Annotated in this window: 15 protein-coding genes and 2 tRNA genes; 9 read left to right on the top strand and 8 right to left on the bottom strand. The window is 54.6% G+C overall.

Translation table 11 applies throughout. The features are described from left to right. Positions 1-50 precede the first annotated feature (50 nt). The 3 genes from PQU98_RS02620 to PQU98_RS02610 are packed head-to-tail and all read right to left on the bottom strand — an operon-like array spanning position 51 to position 1941. Positions 51-491 (bottom strand): flagellar basal-body protein FlbY, encoded by a 441-nt coding sequence (locus PQU98_RS02620; RefSeq protein WP_272743315.1) that lies wholly within the window; start codon positions 489-491, stop codon positions 51-53. Beyond that, the gene (locus PQU98_RS02615; protein ID WP_272743314.1) at positions 488-826 is read right to left on the bottom strand and encodes a rod-binding protein; all 339 of its coding nucleotides are present in this window, start codon (positions 824-826) and stop codon (positions 488-490) included. Before PQU98_RS02615 ends, PQU98_RS02620 begins: the two co-directional genes overlap by 4 nt. Continuing rightward, on the bottom strand, positions 826-1941 hold the full coding sequence (locus tag PQU98_RS02610; protein WP_272743313.1) for a flagellar basal body P-ring protein FlgI: 1116 nt from the start codon (positions 1939-1941) through the stop codon (positions 826-828). Before PQU98_RS02610 ends, PQU98_RS02615 begins: the two co-directional genes overlap by 1 nt. A 192-nt stretch (positions 1942-2133) precedes the next feature. Here PQU98_RS02610 and PQU98_RS02605 point away from each other — a divergent pair, with 192 nt between their 5' ends. The 4 genes from PQU98_RS02605 to PQU98_RS02590 all read left to right on the top strand — a co-directional run bounded on the left by PQU98_RS02605 (position 2134) and on the right by PQU98_RS02590 (position 5276). Further along, complete coding sequence (locus tag PQU98_RS02605) at positions 2134-2658, top strand: flagellar assembly protein FliX (RefSeq protein WP_272743312.1); 525 nt, start codon at positions 2134-2136, stop codon at positions 2656-2658. 234 nt (positions 2659-2892) lie between these two features. Then, a complete protein-coding gene (gene dksA / locus PQU98_RS02600) occupies positions 2893-3321 on the top strand; it encodes an RNA polymerase-binding protein DksA (RefSeq protein ID WP_272743311.1) in 429 nt (142 codons plus the stop codon). 96 nt (positions 3322-3417) lie between these two features. Next, positions 3418-4764, top strand: a complete 1347-nt coding sequence (gene gltX, locus PQU98_RS02595; protein ID WP_272743310.1) for a glutamate--tRNA ligase — start codon at positions 3418-3420, stop codon at positions 4762-4764. Between the two features lie 62 nt (positions 4765-4826). Further along, on the top strand, positions 4827-5276 hold the full coding sequence (locus PQU98_RS02590; protein ID WP_272743309.1) for a DUF6265 family protein: 450 nt from the start codon (positions 4827-4829) through the stop codon (positions 5274-5276). Between the two features lie 29 nt (positions 5277-5305). On the opposite strand, the gene PQU98_RS02585 is transcribed toward PQU98_RS02590, so the two are convergent. After that, on the bottom strand, positions 5306-5896 hold the full coding sequence (locus tag PQU98_RS02585) for an LOG family protein (RefSeq protein WP_272743308.1): 591 nt from the start codon (positions 5894-5896) through the stop codon (positions 5306-5308). Between the two features lie 156 nt (positions 5897-6052). Here PQU98_RS02585 and PQU98_RS02580 point away from each other — a divergent pair, with 156 nt between their 5' ends. Next, complete coding sequence (locus tag PQU98_RS02580; protein WP_272743307.1) at positions 6053-6886, top strand: hypothetical protein; 834 nt, start codon at positions 6053-6055, stop codon at positions 6884-6886. 43 nt (positions 6887-6929) lie between these two features. Here PQU98_RS02580 and PQU98_RS02575 read toward each other — a convergent pair. The 3 genes from PQU98_RS02575 to PQU98_RS02565 all read right to left on the bottom strand — a co-directional run bounded on the left by PQU98_RS02575 (position 6930) and on the right by PQU98_RS02565 (position 8260). Next, a tRNA-Asn gene (locus PQU98_RS02575) sits at positions 6930-7005 on the bottom strand. A gap of 284 nt (positions 7006-7289) precedes the next feature. Further along, positions 7290-8015 carry a GDSL-type esterase/lipase family protein gene (locus PQU98_RS02570; RefSeq protein WP_272743303.1) on the bottom strand — a complete coding sequence of 242 codons (726 nt, stop codon included), beginning with the start codon at positions 8013-8015 and terminating at the stop codon, positions 7290-7292. Between the two features lie 171 nt (positions 8016-8186). After that, a tRNA-Cys gene (locus PQU98_RS02565) sits at positions 8187-8260 on the bottom strand. A 191-nt stretch (positions 8261-8451) separates the two neighbouring features. Between PQU98_RS02565 and PQU98_RS02560 the strand changes: the two genes are divergently transcribed. The 4 genes from PQU98_RS02560 (at position 8452) to PQU98_RS02545 (ending at position 14235) form a co-directional block, all read left to right on the top strand. After that, positions 8452-9081, top strand: a complete 630-nt coding sequence (locus PQU98_RS02560) for a protein-L-isoaspartate O-methyltransferase family protein (RefSeq protein ID WP_272743301.1) — start codon at positions 8452-8454, stop codon at positions 9079-9081. Between the two features lie 162 nt (positions 9082-9243). Then, complete coding sequence (locus tag PQU98_RS02555) at positions 9244-10662, top strand: TolC family outer membrane protein (protein WP_272743300.1); 1419 nt, start codon at positions 9244-9246, stop codon at positions 10660-10662. 158 nt (positions 10663-10820) lie between these two features. Then, positions 10821-11387, top strand: a complete 567-nt coding sequence (locus PQU98_RS02550) for a DUF2497 domain-containing protein (protein ID WP_272743299.1) — start codon at positions 10821-10823, stop codon at positions 11385-11387. Between the two features lie 124 nt (positions 11388-11511). Beyond that, positions 11512-14235 (top strand): valine--tRNA ligase, encoded by a 2724-nt coding sequence (locus PQU98_RS02545; protein ID WP_272743298.1) that lies wholly within the window; start codon positions 11512-11514, stop codon positions 14233-14235. On the opposite strand, the gene PQU98_RS02540 is transcribed toward PQU98_RS02545, so the two are convergent. After that, positions 14209-15459 (bottom strand): hypothetical protein, encoded by a 1251-nt coding sequence (locus PQU98_RS02540; protein WP_272743297.1) that lies wholly within the window; start codon positions 15457-15459, stop codon positions 14209-14211. The two genes, PQU98_RS02545 and PQU98_RS02540, sit on opposite strands and share 27 nt — an antisense overlap. Positions 15460-15613: the final 154 nt, after the last annotated feature.

Genomic DNA, 15613 nt, shown 5'->3' with positions numbered 1-15613 from the left:
GACGGTTTGGCACTGACCAAAAGTGTCAGCATGACTCTATTTTATAGCAATTATGCCCTGTGAGTCAGGTTAAGGGATGTCGGGTCACGATACACTTGCCGCGCGCCCGGGCCGTAGCTTGCCCCTTGCGCCTTGCGTTCGGAAATATCAGTGGCGATGGTGTGCAATATACCTTCGGTGACGGTACGGGCGGCCTCAACAGCAATAGAGTGACGTTTGGCGATAGCCATGAAAGTTTCGGTTGCGGTTCGCAACTGAGATTTCATGTCATCGCTCAGGCCTGACAGCAGGGTTGGGTCGGCTTTCAGACGCGCGGTTTCCATCCGATACAGGTTGGATAACTGGCGGGTTTCTTCGATGCTGGCGTGGATATCCTGCGGGCGATGAGCCTCCAGGGCGGCCGTCTCTGATGCCAGACGTGTCCCAAGGCGTTCAGTGAGCCCTAGAATCTGGCGGGCACGATCAGAGGCGTTGTTAGCTGAAAGGGTCATGACGCGGCCTTGGCCTCCTGAAGTTGCAGCAGTTGTTTTTGAATGGCGTCAGAAATACCGATGCCGCCATGAAGGGCGGTCTGCTTGGCGATGGCTTCGGTGTAAAAGGATTTGAAGGCTTCTTCGCCTTCGCCGCCGCCGAACAGGCCGTCCGTATCACCAACGCCTTGGAACATAGACTGTAGCATGGCCGACAGAACCATGGTTTCAAACTCTTGCCCGGTCTTTTGAGCGCGCGCCTGATTGGCCGATTTTGCCTGATCCCCAACGGCCGCAATCTTTGCGTCTGTATTTTGGCCTTGCAGGCTGAGAAGGGCGTTACTGGTTAAATTCATTACATCACCTCGATATCGGCTTGCAGGGCACCAGAGGTTTTGATGGCTTGCAGGATCGAGATCATGTCGCGTGGTGACACGCCCAGCGCATTCAGACCCTCGATCAGATCACTGAGGGAGGTTGTAGCCTTGAGATCGTAAAGCTTCTTGCCCTTTTCCTCATCAATTGAGACCTGAGAGTCGGGGACGAGCGCGGTCTGCCCCTGGCTAAATGGTGCCGGTTGGCTGGCGAACGGTTGCTCCTGAACCGATATCGTCAGATTGCCCTGAGCGATGGCGACACGGGAGACGCGGACGTTTTCGCCCATGACGATGACGCCGTTGACTTCATCGATCACCACTTTGGCAGGCGTATCGACATTGACACTCATCTGTTCGATATCGGTGATGAAGTTCATCATATTGGCGCCCTGCGGCGCTTTCAGCGACACGATGGTGGGGTTATCCGCAAAAGCCGATCCGGGATAGCTGGCATTGATAGCCGAGGCGATGCGTTTTGAGGTCGTAAAATCCGGATTTTTAAGCGTCAGGCGCACAACCGGCATGGCATTGAGGTCAAAAGCAATTTCGCGCTCAACAATCCCGCCCGAAGCGATGCGGCCGGACGTCGGCACGCCCTTTGTTATGGAGGAGCCCGATGCGCCGCCGGCTGAGATTGAACCGGTCTGAACGGTACCTTGCGCGACCGCATAGGCTTCACCGTCAGCACCGAGAAGCGGGGTCACTAATAATGTGCCGCCCAAAAGGCTTTTGGCGTCACCCATAGCCGACACCGATACATCCATGCGTGAGCCAGATGCCGAAAAGGCGGGCAGTTCCGCCGTCACCATAACCGCAGCGACGTTTTTAACGTTCAGATTTGCATCACGGACATTGACCCCAAGCCGCTCCAGCATGGCCTCAAGGCTTTGCTTGGTGAAGGGCGCATTTCGCACACTGTCGCCAGTGCCGTTCAGGCCGACGACGATGCCATAGCCGATAAGCTGATTTTTGCGCACGCCTTCGACATCGACAATGTCCTTGATGCGGGACGCCGCGAAACCCGGTGCAGCAAAGGTCAAAAGCGCCGTGGATAAAAGCAGCAATCGAGGTAGGATGGACGTGAAAAAGCGCATAATCACCTAAACCTTACATTAGTTGGAAGGGGCTATGCGAAGTTTGTGCCAATTGGTGATGTGAATTTTCTTAATAAAAACAGCGTATAAATTGGTTAATTGGCGCGCTGTGGCCGTGTTGGGAAAAATTTGCCCGGATATTAACGTCAAAGTTACCATCACAGGGAAATATTGGCCTATGGCATAAGGACTATGATCCTGCGCCCCGAAAGCGGACGCTTTTTGAAAGCAGGCATAAGGCCTGAGCATATTTCATCCATAGTACAGGTGTTTTTGGCGATGACGCTCAGGATCAATCCCTCTCAAGGTTTAAGCGCTTCTGCGACGACAGGCGGCGTCAAGCGTGCTGGTGGTGATGGGTTTTCCTTATCGAAAGGCAGTTCAACCCAAGGTGCGGGATCGGCAGCCGGTGCAGCGCCCGCCGCCGGGGCTTTTGGTGTGGGCGGCATTGATGCGCTTTTGGCGTTGCAGGCGGAAGAAGACGTATTGACGGGACGCAGGCGCCGTCAGATCCGCCGGGCCAATGACATTCTGGATGTGCTGGAGGACGTTAAGGTCTCGCTTCTGGATGGCACTCTGGCGGACGCCACCTTGCTTAATCTAAAAACCATGATCTCGGATCGGCGCGAGGGCGTCGAAGATGAGAAACTTCAGGCGGTTCTGGATCATATTGAAACGCGGGCGCTGGTTGAACTGGCTAAACGCGGCTTAAGCTAAATTTTCATAGCAATGAATGGGTTAGCTATACCGGACGCCTCAACACGGCGGCCTATTGTATCCCATGTGAAAAAATCCTGCGCAAAGTCATTGAATCGTCTTACTCCGGTGTCTATAAGCCGCCTAAAAAAGGGCTGACCGGTTTGTGGCGTGATGTTTGCAGCCGGAGCTAAATGGTTTGGGGTCTGTTGAGACCTTTGGGGACTTAACAGTTAGATTCGGAGTGCAGGTCTTATGAGTACACTCGATATTCAGGTTAAGGGTGAGGGGTACAAACCGTCTGACGGCGAAGAGTATATGAGCGAGCGTCAGTTGGCCTATTTCCGTAAAAAGCTGGTGGAATGGAAGGAAGATATCCTGCGCGGCTCGAAAGAGACCGTCAACACCATGCAAAAAGAAACCGAGAACCATCCCGACCTGGTTGACCGTGCGTCATCGGAATCGGATCGCGCGCTGGAACTGCGCACTCGTGACCGTCAACGCAAACTGATTTCCAAAATCGAAGAAGCCATCAGTCGCGTTGATGATCAGTCTTACGGCTTTTGTGAAGAAACCGGTGAGCCGATCGGTTTGGCCCGACTTGAAGCCCGCCCGACCGCGACCCTCAGCATTGAGGCTCAGGAGCGTCATGAGCGCCGTGAGCGCGTTCACCGTGACGATTAGGTTTTAAAAACAATCCCAATTAGGCCTTTAAAATCGCCACCTTAAAGCGTATGGGAAGTCCCTTGATTTTGGACTGTAACCCAGAGACTATCCCCCATGACCGTTAAGGTACGCTTTGCCCCTTCGCCGACCGGCCGTATCCACGCCGGCAATGTTCGCGCCGCCCTGATCAACTGGTTGTTCGCGAAGAAGCAGCAGGGCCTTTTCGTGCTGCGGATCGACGATACCGACCTTGAGCGCTCCACCAAGGAAAACGAAGACCTGATCGAGACCGACCTCAAATGGCTGGGGCTCAACTGGGATGAGCGTTACAACCAATCCAAGCGCTTTGATATCTATCAAAAGGCCGCCGATGCGCTGAAAGCCGATAGCCGTCTTTATGCCTGCTATGAAACCGCCGATGAATTGGATCGCCGCCGCAAGGTGCAGCTATCGCGCGGCCTGCCGCCGGTCTATGATCGCGCCGCGCTTAAGCTTACTGAGGCTGAAAAAGCCGCCTTTGAAGCCGAGGGTCGTAAGCCGCACTGGCGCTTTAAGCTGGATGGCAAGCGCGTTGCCTGGGAAGATCTGGTGCGTGGGCATTGTGAGGTCGACACGACCTCCATGTCTGATCCGGTGCTGATCCGCGAAGACGGTGCGTTTCTCTACACCTTGCCGTCGGTGGTCGATGACATCGACATGAAGATCACCCATGTCATCCGCGGCGAAGATCATGTCGCCAATACCGGTACGCAGATTGAGATTTTTGAGGCCTTATCGGCCTTTTTCGGGGGGGCACCTCTACCGACCTTTGCCCATATGACTTTGTTGGTCGGGGCGGATGGTGAGGGGCTGTCGAAGCGTCTGGGGTCTATGTCGATTTCCCAGATGCGTGAAGATGGCTTGGAGCCCTTGGCGATTACGTCGCATCTGGCCAAGATTGGCACGTCCGACCCGCTGGAGGTTGCGCCGTCGCTGGAGGTTCTGGCTGAGGCTCAGGATTTCGCCAAGATGGGCCGGGCCCCGGCGCGTTATGACTTTGATGACCTGATGCGACTAAATGCTGGTGTTTTGCAAGCTATGTCCTATGCCGAGGCGAATCCCCGTCTGGAAGCGCTTAGCGCCAATCTGGGCGAGTTGTTCTGGGATACCATAAAGCCGAACCTGCATAAGTTTGCCGACGCCGTTGAATGGGCCGCAATTGTCCGTGATGATGTGGCAACCGTCATTGAAGATGAGGGCTTTGCGGCAAAGGCGTTGGAGCTGTTGCCGACCGACTACGGTCGTGATAGCTGGAGCGCGTGGACGTCAGCCATTAAGGACGCCACCGGTGCCAAGGGTAAGACACTGTTCATGCCGCTACGTCTGGCCCTGACCGGTAAGCCGCATGGCCCGGACATGGGGGCTTTGTCGTTCCTGATTGGCCGTGAAAAGATCGCCAAGCGCTTGGGAGTCGCGGCCTAAGCGTTTAATGCCTTGGCAGATGACCTGTAAGGGCGTTACCCTGACTGGAAACGGAGGGTGATATGAAGGCCTTGCTGATTGCAATTGGTTTCGCGGCTTTAGGCGGTGCTGCCAATGCTGAAGGCGCCTCTAGCTTAGGCTGGATAACCGGTTGCTGGGTTCAGGCAGACGGTGATCGTGTGGTCGAAGAATATTGGACCACACCATCCGGTGGTGTCCTGATGGGCGCGGGCAAGACGCTGCGTGCCGGAAAATTACGCAATTATGAGCATATGCGCATTGAGGCGATTGCTGGTGTGCTGACCTTTACGGCGATCCCGTCAGGACAGGCTCAGGCCAGCTTTCCGGTGAAATCCCAGGCCGAGGGTGAGGTGATTTTCGAGAGCCTCTCCCATGATTTTCCCCAGCGTGTTATTTATCGCAAGGCTGATAACGGCCTCTCGGCGCGCATTGAGGGCGTTGTTAATGGCCAATCCCGAAGTGTCGATTTCACCTATAAGCCTTGCGGATAAAAACAATTTCATTTCGCAAGTGAATTTATTTACAGCACTTTGCGTGTGTCGATATCCTCATCCTGCGTGGACATATGGCTTACGGCCTTAAGTATATCCGAGACCTTGTCCACGCTCATATAGGTGCGTTTGAACGCTTCGGGGGTGAAGCCCTGACCGATCGTGTAGGTGATCATGTCGAAAAACGGATCCCAGTAGCCGTTCTGATTGAAGAAGATGATTGGCTTTTTGTGCAGATCCAGCCGCCGCCATGACAGCAATTCGATCACTTCCTCAAGCGTACCTACGCCGCCCGGAAATACAACGAACGCATCGGAATCTTCAAACATCAGCATTTTGCGTTCGTGCATGGAATCGACGACAACGGTTTCAACTTCGTCGAACAGGCGCTCACGGGTGCGCAAAAAGCGCGGCATGATGCCCTTGACCTTGCCCCCGGCGTCGTAAGCGGCGCGCGCCGCAGCGCCCATAAGGCCGACATCGCCGCCGCCATAAACGAGCTTTAATCTGGTCTGGGCCAGAAGGGCCCCAAATTCACGTGCCGCCTGCATATATTGAGGATTTGCACCCTCGGATGACCCGCAATAAAGGCAGATGGTTTTAATGTCCTGATGCGTCATGTTTTTCCTTGTCTTTCGCATCGCCTTACAAACTGCGCCGCTTAAACTCAAGGCGCAGGTACAGCTTAATGCTTTATAGTAGGGGCGAGAGGCTTAAAATTAAAAGAACTTAATTCGTACAAAGGCTGGTCGGAGGCTATTTTATTGGTGACGTCTATGCCTTATGATCTGGATATTATGGTCTTGTCATCCGCCCTGAAACCGATCCTGAAACCGACCGTCCGGTACATTGTTTGTCTAGGTCTTCTGACAGTCAGCAGCCTGATAACAGGCTGTCAGCCCCGCGATAATCAGGCGAATGCCGAAGGGCCGTTTCTGGCCACGAATATGGGCTATGTTCGGGCGCCTGAGATACTGACGGTTGCCATCGGTAAGAACGGTATCGTCAGGATAAGCGGTATAGCGCGGCCTGATGGCCGGGTGCGCCTCATCAGCGGGCAGGGGCAGGCCTTTGGTGTCACCGCCAATACCCGCGGTGAGTTTGAGGCGGATTTACCCGGAAATGCTCAGGGTAGCCTCTATGATGTGTCTATGGAAGAATCTGGCCGGCTGATGAAGGCGGAGGGGCGGTTGTTTGTGCCGCCGGCGCAGCCAGAGCGCGCCGTTTTTATGCGCTCAGGATCGCCCAGTCTGCCGTTGTCGCCTCATGCGCCTTTGCTGGCGGTTGTGGATTATGATTCGCGGGGAGGGGTGGCTGTGGCAGGGCGTGCAAAAGCGGGCTCTTTGGTGTCACTGGCGGTAAATGGCAGTGACATTGCGCGCGTTAAGGCTGATGACACAGGGCTTTATCACACCATATTGCCACTTCGTCAAAGTCTGGTCGGACAGACGGTGACATTGGAAGCTCGCTCAGAAGGCGCTATCGACAATCGCCAGGTGGATATTGTGAGCACCGAAGTCGCGACTGACAGAGTGTTGCAAACCGGCAATGCGTGGCGCGTTGACTGGAGCCTGCCGGGTGGCGGGGCACAAACCACGATTGTTTATTAGCCCGAAAGCCAATAACGTATAAATATATTTGAAAGTTGGACGCTGGCTCCCCGGACAGGACTCGAACCTGTGACAAGTCGATTAACAGTCGACTGCTCTACCAACTGAGCTACCGGGGAATGTTTCAGCAGCGAAGGAGCGCCCTATAGCAAGCTGTCAGGGCCGCGCGCAAGGCCTAAGTTTCAAATTATCCACGAATTTCAATATTCCGGGACTTAGGCGCTTATCTGATCTGCGAACAAGACATAAAAAAAGCCCGAAGAGACTTCGGGCTTTAAAAGTTTGGTGATGGTGGGTGTCTTCAAAAAAGCAAAGACACTACCTGTCTGACTGATTTGGGTTAATCAAATATGAATATCGTATCGGCGTTATCATTAAAATCAATCGTTGCCGCCAGCGCAGGTTATGCCTTGCAAACGCTGGCCATTTGCGCGTTCCAGGTAATGTAGCCGCTGGGCTGTAAGTGCACACCGTCATGCGTAGGAATAGGGCGGCCCAGTTCAATAAGTGTCGCACCGGTCTCATGCGCCAGGGTGCGAATCCCTGCGTTCAGAGTGTCGATATAGGCCTGATCAAAACGATCTGCGGCCGCGGCACCGATATTAGGGATGGTCGCAATAGCAATGTCGTAGCCCTGATAGCGGGTAATGAGCGCGCGGTAGGCCATAAGCGTTTGCTCAACCGGCTGCACCTGAATTAAATGAGTCTTGGCGTTATTGGTGCCAAGGGCAAAGATCAGACGTTCAGGCCGCTTAGATGAGGCTATCAGATCGTCGGTCCATCCGGCGGTGTCCTGAATGGTCGCGCCGCTGATGCCTGCGTTAAGCACAGGCGCTCCGCAGAGAGTATCAAGTTTTGCAAACTCAGTCAGGCTGTCTCCAAAAACAATGGATTTGGCCTCCATCTGACCGGCTTGGGATTTTATGGCGTTAAGCCTTTGCGGGAAATGGGCGATAGGCTGGTTTTTCTGAGCGTTCTCCAAGCCATTGTCCTTGCCAAATTTCCATCCTACTGCGCCGGCCAGCGCGGTGGCGGATATAAACGCCGGCAGAAGCAGCCATGCTAAACGCAGACGATAAGAGAGCGCCTTCAATGGAATTGTAGGGGTGGGGAGTGTGGATGTGGGCATAGTGACTCGATTTGTGTATTTTAGATTTTAATTATATAAAATGCACCCTATGGGTGCAATTGTAATGTTTTGATATGGACGCGCAGTGCTGGCGCGTGTCTAAGCAAAACTCCAGCCATAGCAAAACGGCTCTCAAGCTCATGAGAGTCTGGCTCTAGGTTGTAAGGGATTTGGAGGCCTGACCCGGAGTCGAACCGGGCTACACGGATTTGCAATCCGCTGCGTAACCGCTCCGCCATCAGGCCGATCTAAGAGCGTAAGGTCAGTGCAGCTATCAGATCACATGTCGCCCTGCAATTGGTTTTGAGAGGCTCTCAGCAGAATTGTTTGGAAAACTCTTATTTTTATGGCTTGTTTTGGCGTGTGGGAGAATTGCTGAAACGCTTTTGAGCGCCTATAAGCGAAGGAATCTCTCCAGCGTTTAAAGGGTCTGAACATGGATTATGTCGCCGCTCGCAATAATATGGTCGAATCTCAGGTGCGGGTGAACGATGTCACCGACATGGCCTTGCAAAAAGCCATGCGTCATGTCGAGCGTGAGCGTTTGTGTGCGCCGTCTCAGGGCTTTGCGGCTTACGGTGAGGTTGAAGCGCTTATTTCGCCCAATCGTTATCTGATGAAGGCCCGTGATATTTCTAAGCTCATGCACGCTTTGTCGCCCAAGGCGGGTGAAAGTGTTTTGGCGATCGCGGCACCTTATGCCGGGGCTGTCCTGGCTTATGCGGGCCTGAACGTCACAGTACAGGAAGAGGACGCGCGCACGTTTGCGATTATTGAGCCTTACCTGAAGCGCCTGGGCGTTAAAACGCAAGGTCAGCCTTTTGCAACGCCGGTAGCCGGTGAATATGACATCATCGTCGTCGAGGGTGCGGTAAGCGCCGTCCCAGACGCCTGGCTCAAGGCCTTAAAGCCCGGCGGCCGGCTGGGCGTTGTTGTACGGAACTCTGCTGTGGGTAAGGCCATGGTCTATTCTCAACTGGATTCAGGCGTTTCGGCGCGTGAGGCTTTTGATTCGTCGCCGTCGACCCTGCCGGGTTTCGAGGCGGCCAAAAGCTTCGTATTTTGATATCGGCGCTCGCGTAAAGCCCGTCAAACGGGCAAATGTGAAAAAAGCTTAATTCGCCAAATACCGTAACTTGTGCCAGAGATGGCGCTAAGGGTTCTTTGCGCCAACGGTGCTGGGGCATGGCGCGTAGGGGCGTCATTAATCTTTTTAGGGAAGTCGTTTATGACGGGTGCGAAGTCTGTTCAGTTACGTGTCGGTTTAAGTGTTCTGGCGCTAATGGCGGGTATCGGCGGTGCCGGGATGGCATCTGCGGAGACGCTTAACGATGCGATTGCTATGGCCTATGCCAGTAATCCCACTATCCAGAGACAACGGGCCCTTCAGCGCGCGCAGGACGAAACCTATGTACAGGCGCGCTCCAGCCTTGGACCATCGCTGAATGCCGGGGCGGATGTCGGGTATAATGATCTGCCTGACTTGTCGGGCAATCGCTCAACCACATCTTTGACGCTGTCGGCCAGCCAACCGATTTTTGCGTCGGGCGCGCTGGTATCGACACTTGATGCCGCCAGGGCTGATGTTCTGGCCGGGCAGGAGGGCCTTCGTTCGGTCGAACAATCGGTTCTGTTGAATGTGATTTCGGTCTACACCGCCGTGCGCCGTGATCAGGAAGCCCTGCGTATCCGTCAGGAAAATTACGAGGTTTTGAAGCGCCAACTGGATGAAGCCAATGCGCGCTTTTCGGTGGGCGACAATACCCGAACCGATGTGGCGCAATCCGAAGCCCGTTTGGCGGCCTCGCAGGCGTCTCTGGCTCAGGCCAAAGCGCAACTGGACACCAGCCGTGCGTCATATATTGCGATCGTCGGCCAGGCCCCGACCAGTCTGGAGCCGGAGACGGCCCTGCCCAATATCCCTACCGATTTTGATGTGGCACTGAATGCGGCTGAAAAATATAACCCTGATCTGAACTCGGCGTTGTTTGCCGAAGCCGCCGCGCGGGCCCGTGTGAAAGCCGCCCGGTCAAACCTGGGGCCAACGATCGGATTGTCGGCCAGCTATGGCGCCTTTGCGCCGACCAATGATTTCAATAATCTCGATAACCGCGATGCAGCTTCGGCAACGTTGCGTTTGTCGATCCCGTTGTTTTCAGCCGGCTTTAACTCCTCACGCATTCGTCAGGCCGCCGAAGGTCACACGGCTCAAAAGATGACGGTCGAAGAAAACCGCCGCGGCGTCATTCAGGATACCTCGTCATCTTGGGCGCAAATGGTTGCGGCCAAGTCGGCAACGGCAGCCAATCAGGAGCAGGTGCGCGCGACGCGTCTGGCAGCCGAAGGTGTCAAGATGGAGTTTCAGGTCGGCTTGCGTACCAATATCGAGGTGCTGAATGCCGAACAGGAATACCGGTCGGCGCAACTGGCGCTGATTAATGCCCAGCGTGACGAATATGTGGCCTCATCCCAGCTTTTGGCGGTCATGGGCAGCCTCAATGCGCGTGAACTGGTGCCCCAGGCTGAGGTCTATGATCCCGCCAAGAACTTTGATCGTGTCAAGAATAAAGGCATGACCATTGAGCCGGTGATTCGCGCAATTGACGGTCTTGGCGCGGGCGTGACCGACGGTATGACTGAAAAATAGTCATTTTCGCCATTACAAAACCGGCTGATTTTTCAATGAGTAACAGGAAAATTAGCCCGTTTCGCGAATTAATGGGCGGCTTATAAGCTTAAGAGTTGCCAAAATCCCTTAAGCCGTGTCTTTATAGCACAGTTTTCCGATTCAACGGCGATATTACCATGTCAGACCAATCCGCACACGAGCCGACTATGGAGGAAATCCTTGCCTCCATTCGCCGCATTATCTCCGAAGATGACGCGCCTGAAGAGGCGGCTGAGGCCCCGGCTGAAGTGGCGGTGGCAGAACCGGAACCTGCGCCTGAACCGGAGCCGGAACCTGTGGTCGCGTTTGAAGAGGACGAGCCGGAGGATGACGTGCTGGAATTGACCGAGCCTTATGTGGCCGCACCGGTAGCCTCTATTGGTGATCTGGATGCGTATGAGCCGGTTGCGGCTGTGGCACCGCCTGCGCCTAAGCCGGAACCTAAGCCCGTCTATTCGGCACCGGAGACTGATTTTGGCGCGTCGCGTCTGGTCAGTGACCGGACGGAGAGCACGGCGGCGAATGCCTTTGGTGCCCTGACCAATGCTCTGCTGGTGCCCAAAGATGGCCGCACCTTGGAGGACGTACTTAAGGAATTGATGCGCCCTATGCTTCAGGACTGGCTGGATAAGAATCTGGCCGCCATCGTTGAAGAGCAGGTCCGCCTTGAGGTCGAGCGTATCGCCCGTCAGGCCCGGCGCTAATCATAGACGCTATCTGAGGCGGCTAAAGACTTTCGTTTCGCCGCAAATGGTTATAGAGAGAACGGCGTCCACTGCGGGCGCCGTTTTTGTTTCCCCTTCCTGTTTTTATTGTCAAAGCCTGAGCATGTTGAATAAGACTTTCGATCCGAAATCCGTTGAGCCGCGCCTTTATGAGATGTGGGAAACGTCCGGTGCTTTTAAGCCGACGGACAAAGAGGGGGCTGAGAGCTTTTCGATTGTGATACCGCCACCCAATGTGACGGGATCGCTGCATATTGGCCATGCGCTCAACAATACACTTCAGGACGTGCTGATCCGCTTTGAGCGGATGCGCGGTAAGGCGGCCTTGTGGCTGCCGGGGACGGATCACGCCGGTATCGCGACCCAGATGGTGGTTGAACGCCAACTGGCCGCCGCCGGTCAGCAATCGCGCCGGGACATGGGCCGTGAGGCCTTTGTGCAAAAGGTCTGGGACTGGAAGGCTGAATCGGGCGGCACGATTGTCGGGCAATTGCGCCGTCTGGGGGCGTCATGCGACTGGTCGCGGGAGCGCTTTACGCTGGATGAAGGCTTGTCTGCCGCCGTGCGCAAGGTGTTTGTGCAATTGCATAAAGAGGGCCTGATCTACCGCGATAAGCGTCTGGTCAACTGGGACCCGTATTTTCAGACGGCGATTTCCGACCTTGAGGTCGAGCAAAAAGAAGTCGACGGCGCCTATTATCATTTCGCCTATCCCTTAGCAGATGGGCTGACCTATCAGCATCCCATCAAGGATGAAGAGGGCAATGAAACCTTTGAGACGCGCGACTACATTGTGGTGGCGACCACGCGGCCTGAAACCATGCTGGGCGACACGGCTGTGGCGGTGCATCCCGATGATGAGCGCTATAAAGGCTTAGTCGGCAAAGAGGTGATTTTGCCGATCGTTGGTCGTCGTATCCCGATTGTAGCTGATGACTATGCTGATCCGGCCAAGGGGTCTGGTGCCGTCAAGATTACGCCCGCCCATGACTTTAACGACTTTCAGGTCGGTAAGCGGCAGGGTTTGGAGTCTATCAATATTCTGGATGGTCAGGCGCGGTTGAATGACACCGTGCCGGAAGCCTATCGCGGGCAGGATCGTTTCGCGGCACGCAAAGCTATCATCGCTGAGATTGAAAATCTGGGTCTGCTCAAAGAGATTGAAAAGACCCGACATATGGTGCCGCATGGTGACCGTTCCGGCGTGGTCATTGAACCTTATCTGACCGATCAGTGGTACGTTAATGCCGGTGAACTGGCCAAAGACGCGCTGGCGGCTGTTGAAGATGGCCGCACGGTTTTTGAACCGAAAAACTGGGAAAAGACTTACTTTGAATGGCTGCGAAATATCGAGCCGTGGTGTGTCTCCCGTCAGCTTTGGTGGGGGCACCGCATTCCCGCCTGGTTTGGGCCTGATGGTGCAATCTTCGTCGAAGAAACTGAAAGTCAGGCTTTTGCCGTTGCTAAAGCCCATTACGGTAAAGACGTTGAACTGACGCAAGACGAAGACGTTCTCGATACGTGGTTCTCATCGGCGCTGTGGCCGTTTTCGACAATGGGATGGCCGGAGCAGACCAAAGACTTAGAGCGCTTTTACCCGACCCATACCCTGATTACCGGCTTTGACATCATCTTCTTCTGGGTTGCCCGGATGATGATGATGGGCCTGCATTTTACCGGTAAGGCCCCGTTTGAGCGCGTGTTTATCAACGCGCTGGTCCGTGACGACAAGGGCCAGAAGATGTCCAAGTCCAAAGGCAACGTCATGGATCCGCTGGTGCTGATCGATGAATTTGGCGCTGATGCGTTACGCTTCACCATGACCGCCATGTCGGGCCAAGGCCGCGATATCAAGCTGGCCAAACAACGCATTGAGGGCTACCGCAATTTTGGCACCAAGCTGTGGAATGCGGCTCGCTTTGCCCAGATGAACGAATGTGCCCATGCCGAAGGCTTTGATCCGGCGAACGTGGAATTGACCCTCAGCCGCTGGATACGCGGCGAAGTTCAAAAGACGGTGCAGGCGGTGACAACGGCGTTGGAAGCCTGTGCTTTTGATGATGCCGCGTCGGCGCTCTATAAATTCGTCTGGAACGTGGTCTGTGACTGGTATCTGGAACTGGCCAAGCCGATCCTGAACGGCGATGATGAAGTGGCCAAGGCCGAAATCCGCGCCACAACGGCGTGGGTGCTGGATCAGTGCCTGATTCTCCTGCATCCGGTCATGCCGTTCATCACCGAAGAACTGTGGGACAAGACCGCCAACGGAGTACATTCTAACCCCCTGATTGTTCAGTCATGGCCTGAGTTTAAGGCCGATTGGATCGATGCGTCGGCTGACGACGAAATCAACTGGCTGATCGACCTGATTTCCGAGGTGCGTTCCATACGCTCAGAAATGAATGTACCCGGATCAGCGCGTCCTAGCTTAGCATTTACTGGGGTTGTAGGAAAAACATCTGAATATTTGGATCGGCACATTCAAACAATCAATTCGCTTGGACGCCTTAAAGGAGAATGGAGTTTTACAGATAAGGAAAGTGATCCTTCCATAACTGGCTCCGTTCCATTTATAGCAGGTGATGCTACGGGGCATCTGGCGATCGCCGAGTTCATTGACCTTAAGGCCGAAGAAGCGCGTTTGCTGAAAGACATCGCCGCCTTTGACAAATCGATCGACGGCACGCGCCGAAAGCTCGATAATCCTGAATTCGTCAAAAAAGCCCCGGAAGAGGTGATCGAGGAAAATCGCGAACGTCTGGCCGAGGCCGAAGGTGGCAAGGCTAAGCTGGCCGCGGCCCTAGAGCGGCTCAAGGCCGCCCTGTAGCCGCGGTTTGCGCCAGCCTTTTAGCGGGCGGGTAAGTTTATCGCGGTTCATCCAGATGATTTGCCCGCCGACCCACAGCATCAGAATGGTGACCGCCAGCCCTGACATCGGAATGATCGGCAGGGCGTTGGCGTCCCAGTTGTTGATCAACAAAACGGCCGTGCACATACCGAACAAGCCCCATGTTACAACGCGGTACTGAGTGACACCTAAATGGCGGCTCATGGTGGCCATAAGAGCTACCGCCGGGGCTATGTAGAGAATGTCATAGTCCATCAGGCGCGGATTGAGTAGCTGCGCTATGCCTAAGCCCAGCATGATGCGTTCATGGGCGGTAATTTGCCCCCAATGGGTCATGGCAAAGCCAATCCCCGCGATAGTCAGCATAAACAGGCCCGCAAGGGCCAGCGACAGATGTGATCCGGGCTCAAGGCCAATCCACGGCATCCATGAGAAAAAGCCTATGCCGGGCTGTTCGGTCATGACGATCTGATCAAGGCTGTGTTTCCAGTCGACCGCCAGCGGGCCGGCGAACAGGATGAGCGACATATAGGCGGCAATGCCCGCCACACCCGCCAATATCCCAAAGCCTAGACGCGATTTTAGCGGTCGATCCTGATACAGCAGGACGATGAAATAGGTCATCAATGTGGGCTTGAAAAAGGCGCCAAAGATCACCGCGACTATGAATGGCCAGCGGTGTTTATGCAGGTTTAACGCGCACAAAAGGATAATAGCGTGCAGTAATATGCCTATATTGCCTGAGGCCACGCTGCCGCCGGTGAGGATGGCATAAACCGGAATACGCAAAGCATTGGGCGCGTTAGGCAGGGCTCTGACCATGCCTACCCAGCCGATAAACACCAAGGCAACACTCAAAGCCAGCAGATAGAGGGCTTTGAGGGCATTGTAACTCAAGGCCTCAATCATATGCCCGAATATGCCTGCTATTTGCGGTGCATAGACGTAAGGTGTGGCCTTCATGCCCTGGCAAAACGGGGTGATATCATAGGGCGAAAGGCCGCGCGTCATATGATCGCCTGCGCAGGCCAGAGCATCGAAATCAACCAGCCAGGGCCGGTCTTTTATAATCCGGCCGATCAATCCACCACTCAAAGGCAGGGTGAAGGCAAAAATATACCAGCCTATGGCCTTGGGTGTGCGTAATCGTGCCGATAGCCATGAGGCGGCATCGACCGTAAGCGGCGGGAGGTTTACTAACATGGAGGTTCACTAAAGGCTGGATGGGTTGTTTTTTAGCTTTTCATCCAACTGAGCGTGAATTGAGGCTAAATAGGCTCCGAAACCGGCCATATTTGTGTCAAATGAGACGAAAAGTCTTAAGTTTGTAAGGCTTTGCGCAAGTGTGGTGAAAATG

Source organism: Asticcacaulis machinosus (genome assembly GCF_028550435.1).
In the GTDB taxonomy this organism is placed as follows: Bacteria; Pseudomonadota; Alphaproteobacteria; order Caulobacterales; family Caulobacteraceae; genus Asticcacaulis; species Asticcacaulis machinosus.
This window is presented reverse-complemented; position numbering and strand designations above follow the sequence as displayed.

Coding starts and splice junctions, on each gene's coding strand:
- PQU98_RS02570 (WP_272743303.1), bottom strand. CDS start 8,015: ATGCCCACATCCACACTCCCCACCCCTACAATTCCATTGAAGGCGCTC.
- PQU98_RS02610 (WP_272743313.1), bottom strand. CDS start 1,941: ATGCGCTTTTTCACGTCCATCCTACCTCGATTGCTGCTTTTATCCACG.
- PQU98_RS02620 (WP_272743315.1), bottom strand. CDS start 491: ATGACCCTTTCAGCTAACAACGCCTCTGATCGTGCCCGCCAGATTCTA.
- PQU98_RS02585 (WP_272743308.1), bottom strand. CDS start 5,896: ATGACGCATCAGGACATTAAAACCATCTGCCTTTATTGCGGGTCATCC.
- PQU98_RS02550 (WP_272743299.1), top strand. CDS start 10,821: ATGTCAGACCAATCCGCACACGAGCCGACTATGGAGGAAATCCTTGCC.
- PQU98_RS02580 (WP_272743307.1), top strand. CDS start 6,053: ATGCCTTATGATCTGGATATTATGGTCTTGTCATCCGCCCTGAAACCG.
- PQU98_RS02615 (WP_272743314.1), bottom strand. CDS start 826: ATGAATTTAACCAGTAACGCCCTTCTCAGCCTGCAAGGCCAAAATACA.
- PQU98_RS02540 (WP_272743297.1), bottom strand. CDS start 15,459: ATGTTAGTAAACCTCCCGCCGCTTACGGTCGATGCCGCCTCATGGCTA.
- gltX (WP_272743310.1), top strand. CDS start 3,418: ATGACCGTTAAGGTACGCTTTGCCCCTTCGCCGACCGGCCGTATCCAC.
- PQU98_RS02590 (WP_272743309.1), top strand. CDS start 4,827: ATGAAGGCCTTGCTGATTGCAATTGGTTTCGCGGCTTTAGGCGGTGCT.
- dksA (WP_272743311.1), top strand. CDS start 2,893: ATGAGTACACTCGATATTCAGGTTAAGGGTGAGGGGTACAAACCGTCT.
- PQU98_RS02545 (WP_272743298.1), top strand. CDS start 11,512: ATGTTGAATAAGACTTTCGATCCGAAATCCGTTGAGCCGCGCCTTTAT.
- PQU98_RS02555 (WP_272743300.1), top strand. CDS start 9,244: ATGACGGGTGCGAAGTCTGTTCAGTTACGTGTCGGTTTAAGTGTTCTG.
- PQU98_RS02560 (WP_272743301.1), top strand. CDS start 8,452: ATGGATTATGTCGCCGCTCGCAATAATATGGTCGAATCTCAGGTGCGG.
- PQU98_RS02605 (WP_272743312.1), top strand. CDS start 2,134: ATGATCCTGCGCCCCGAAAGCGGACGCTTTTTGAAAGCAGGCATAAGG.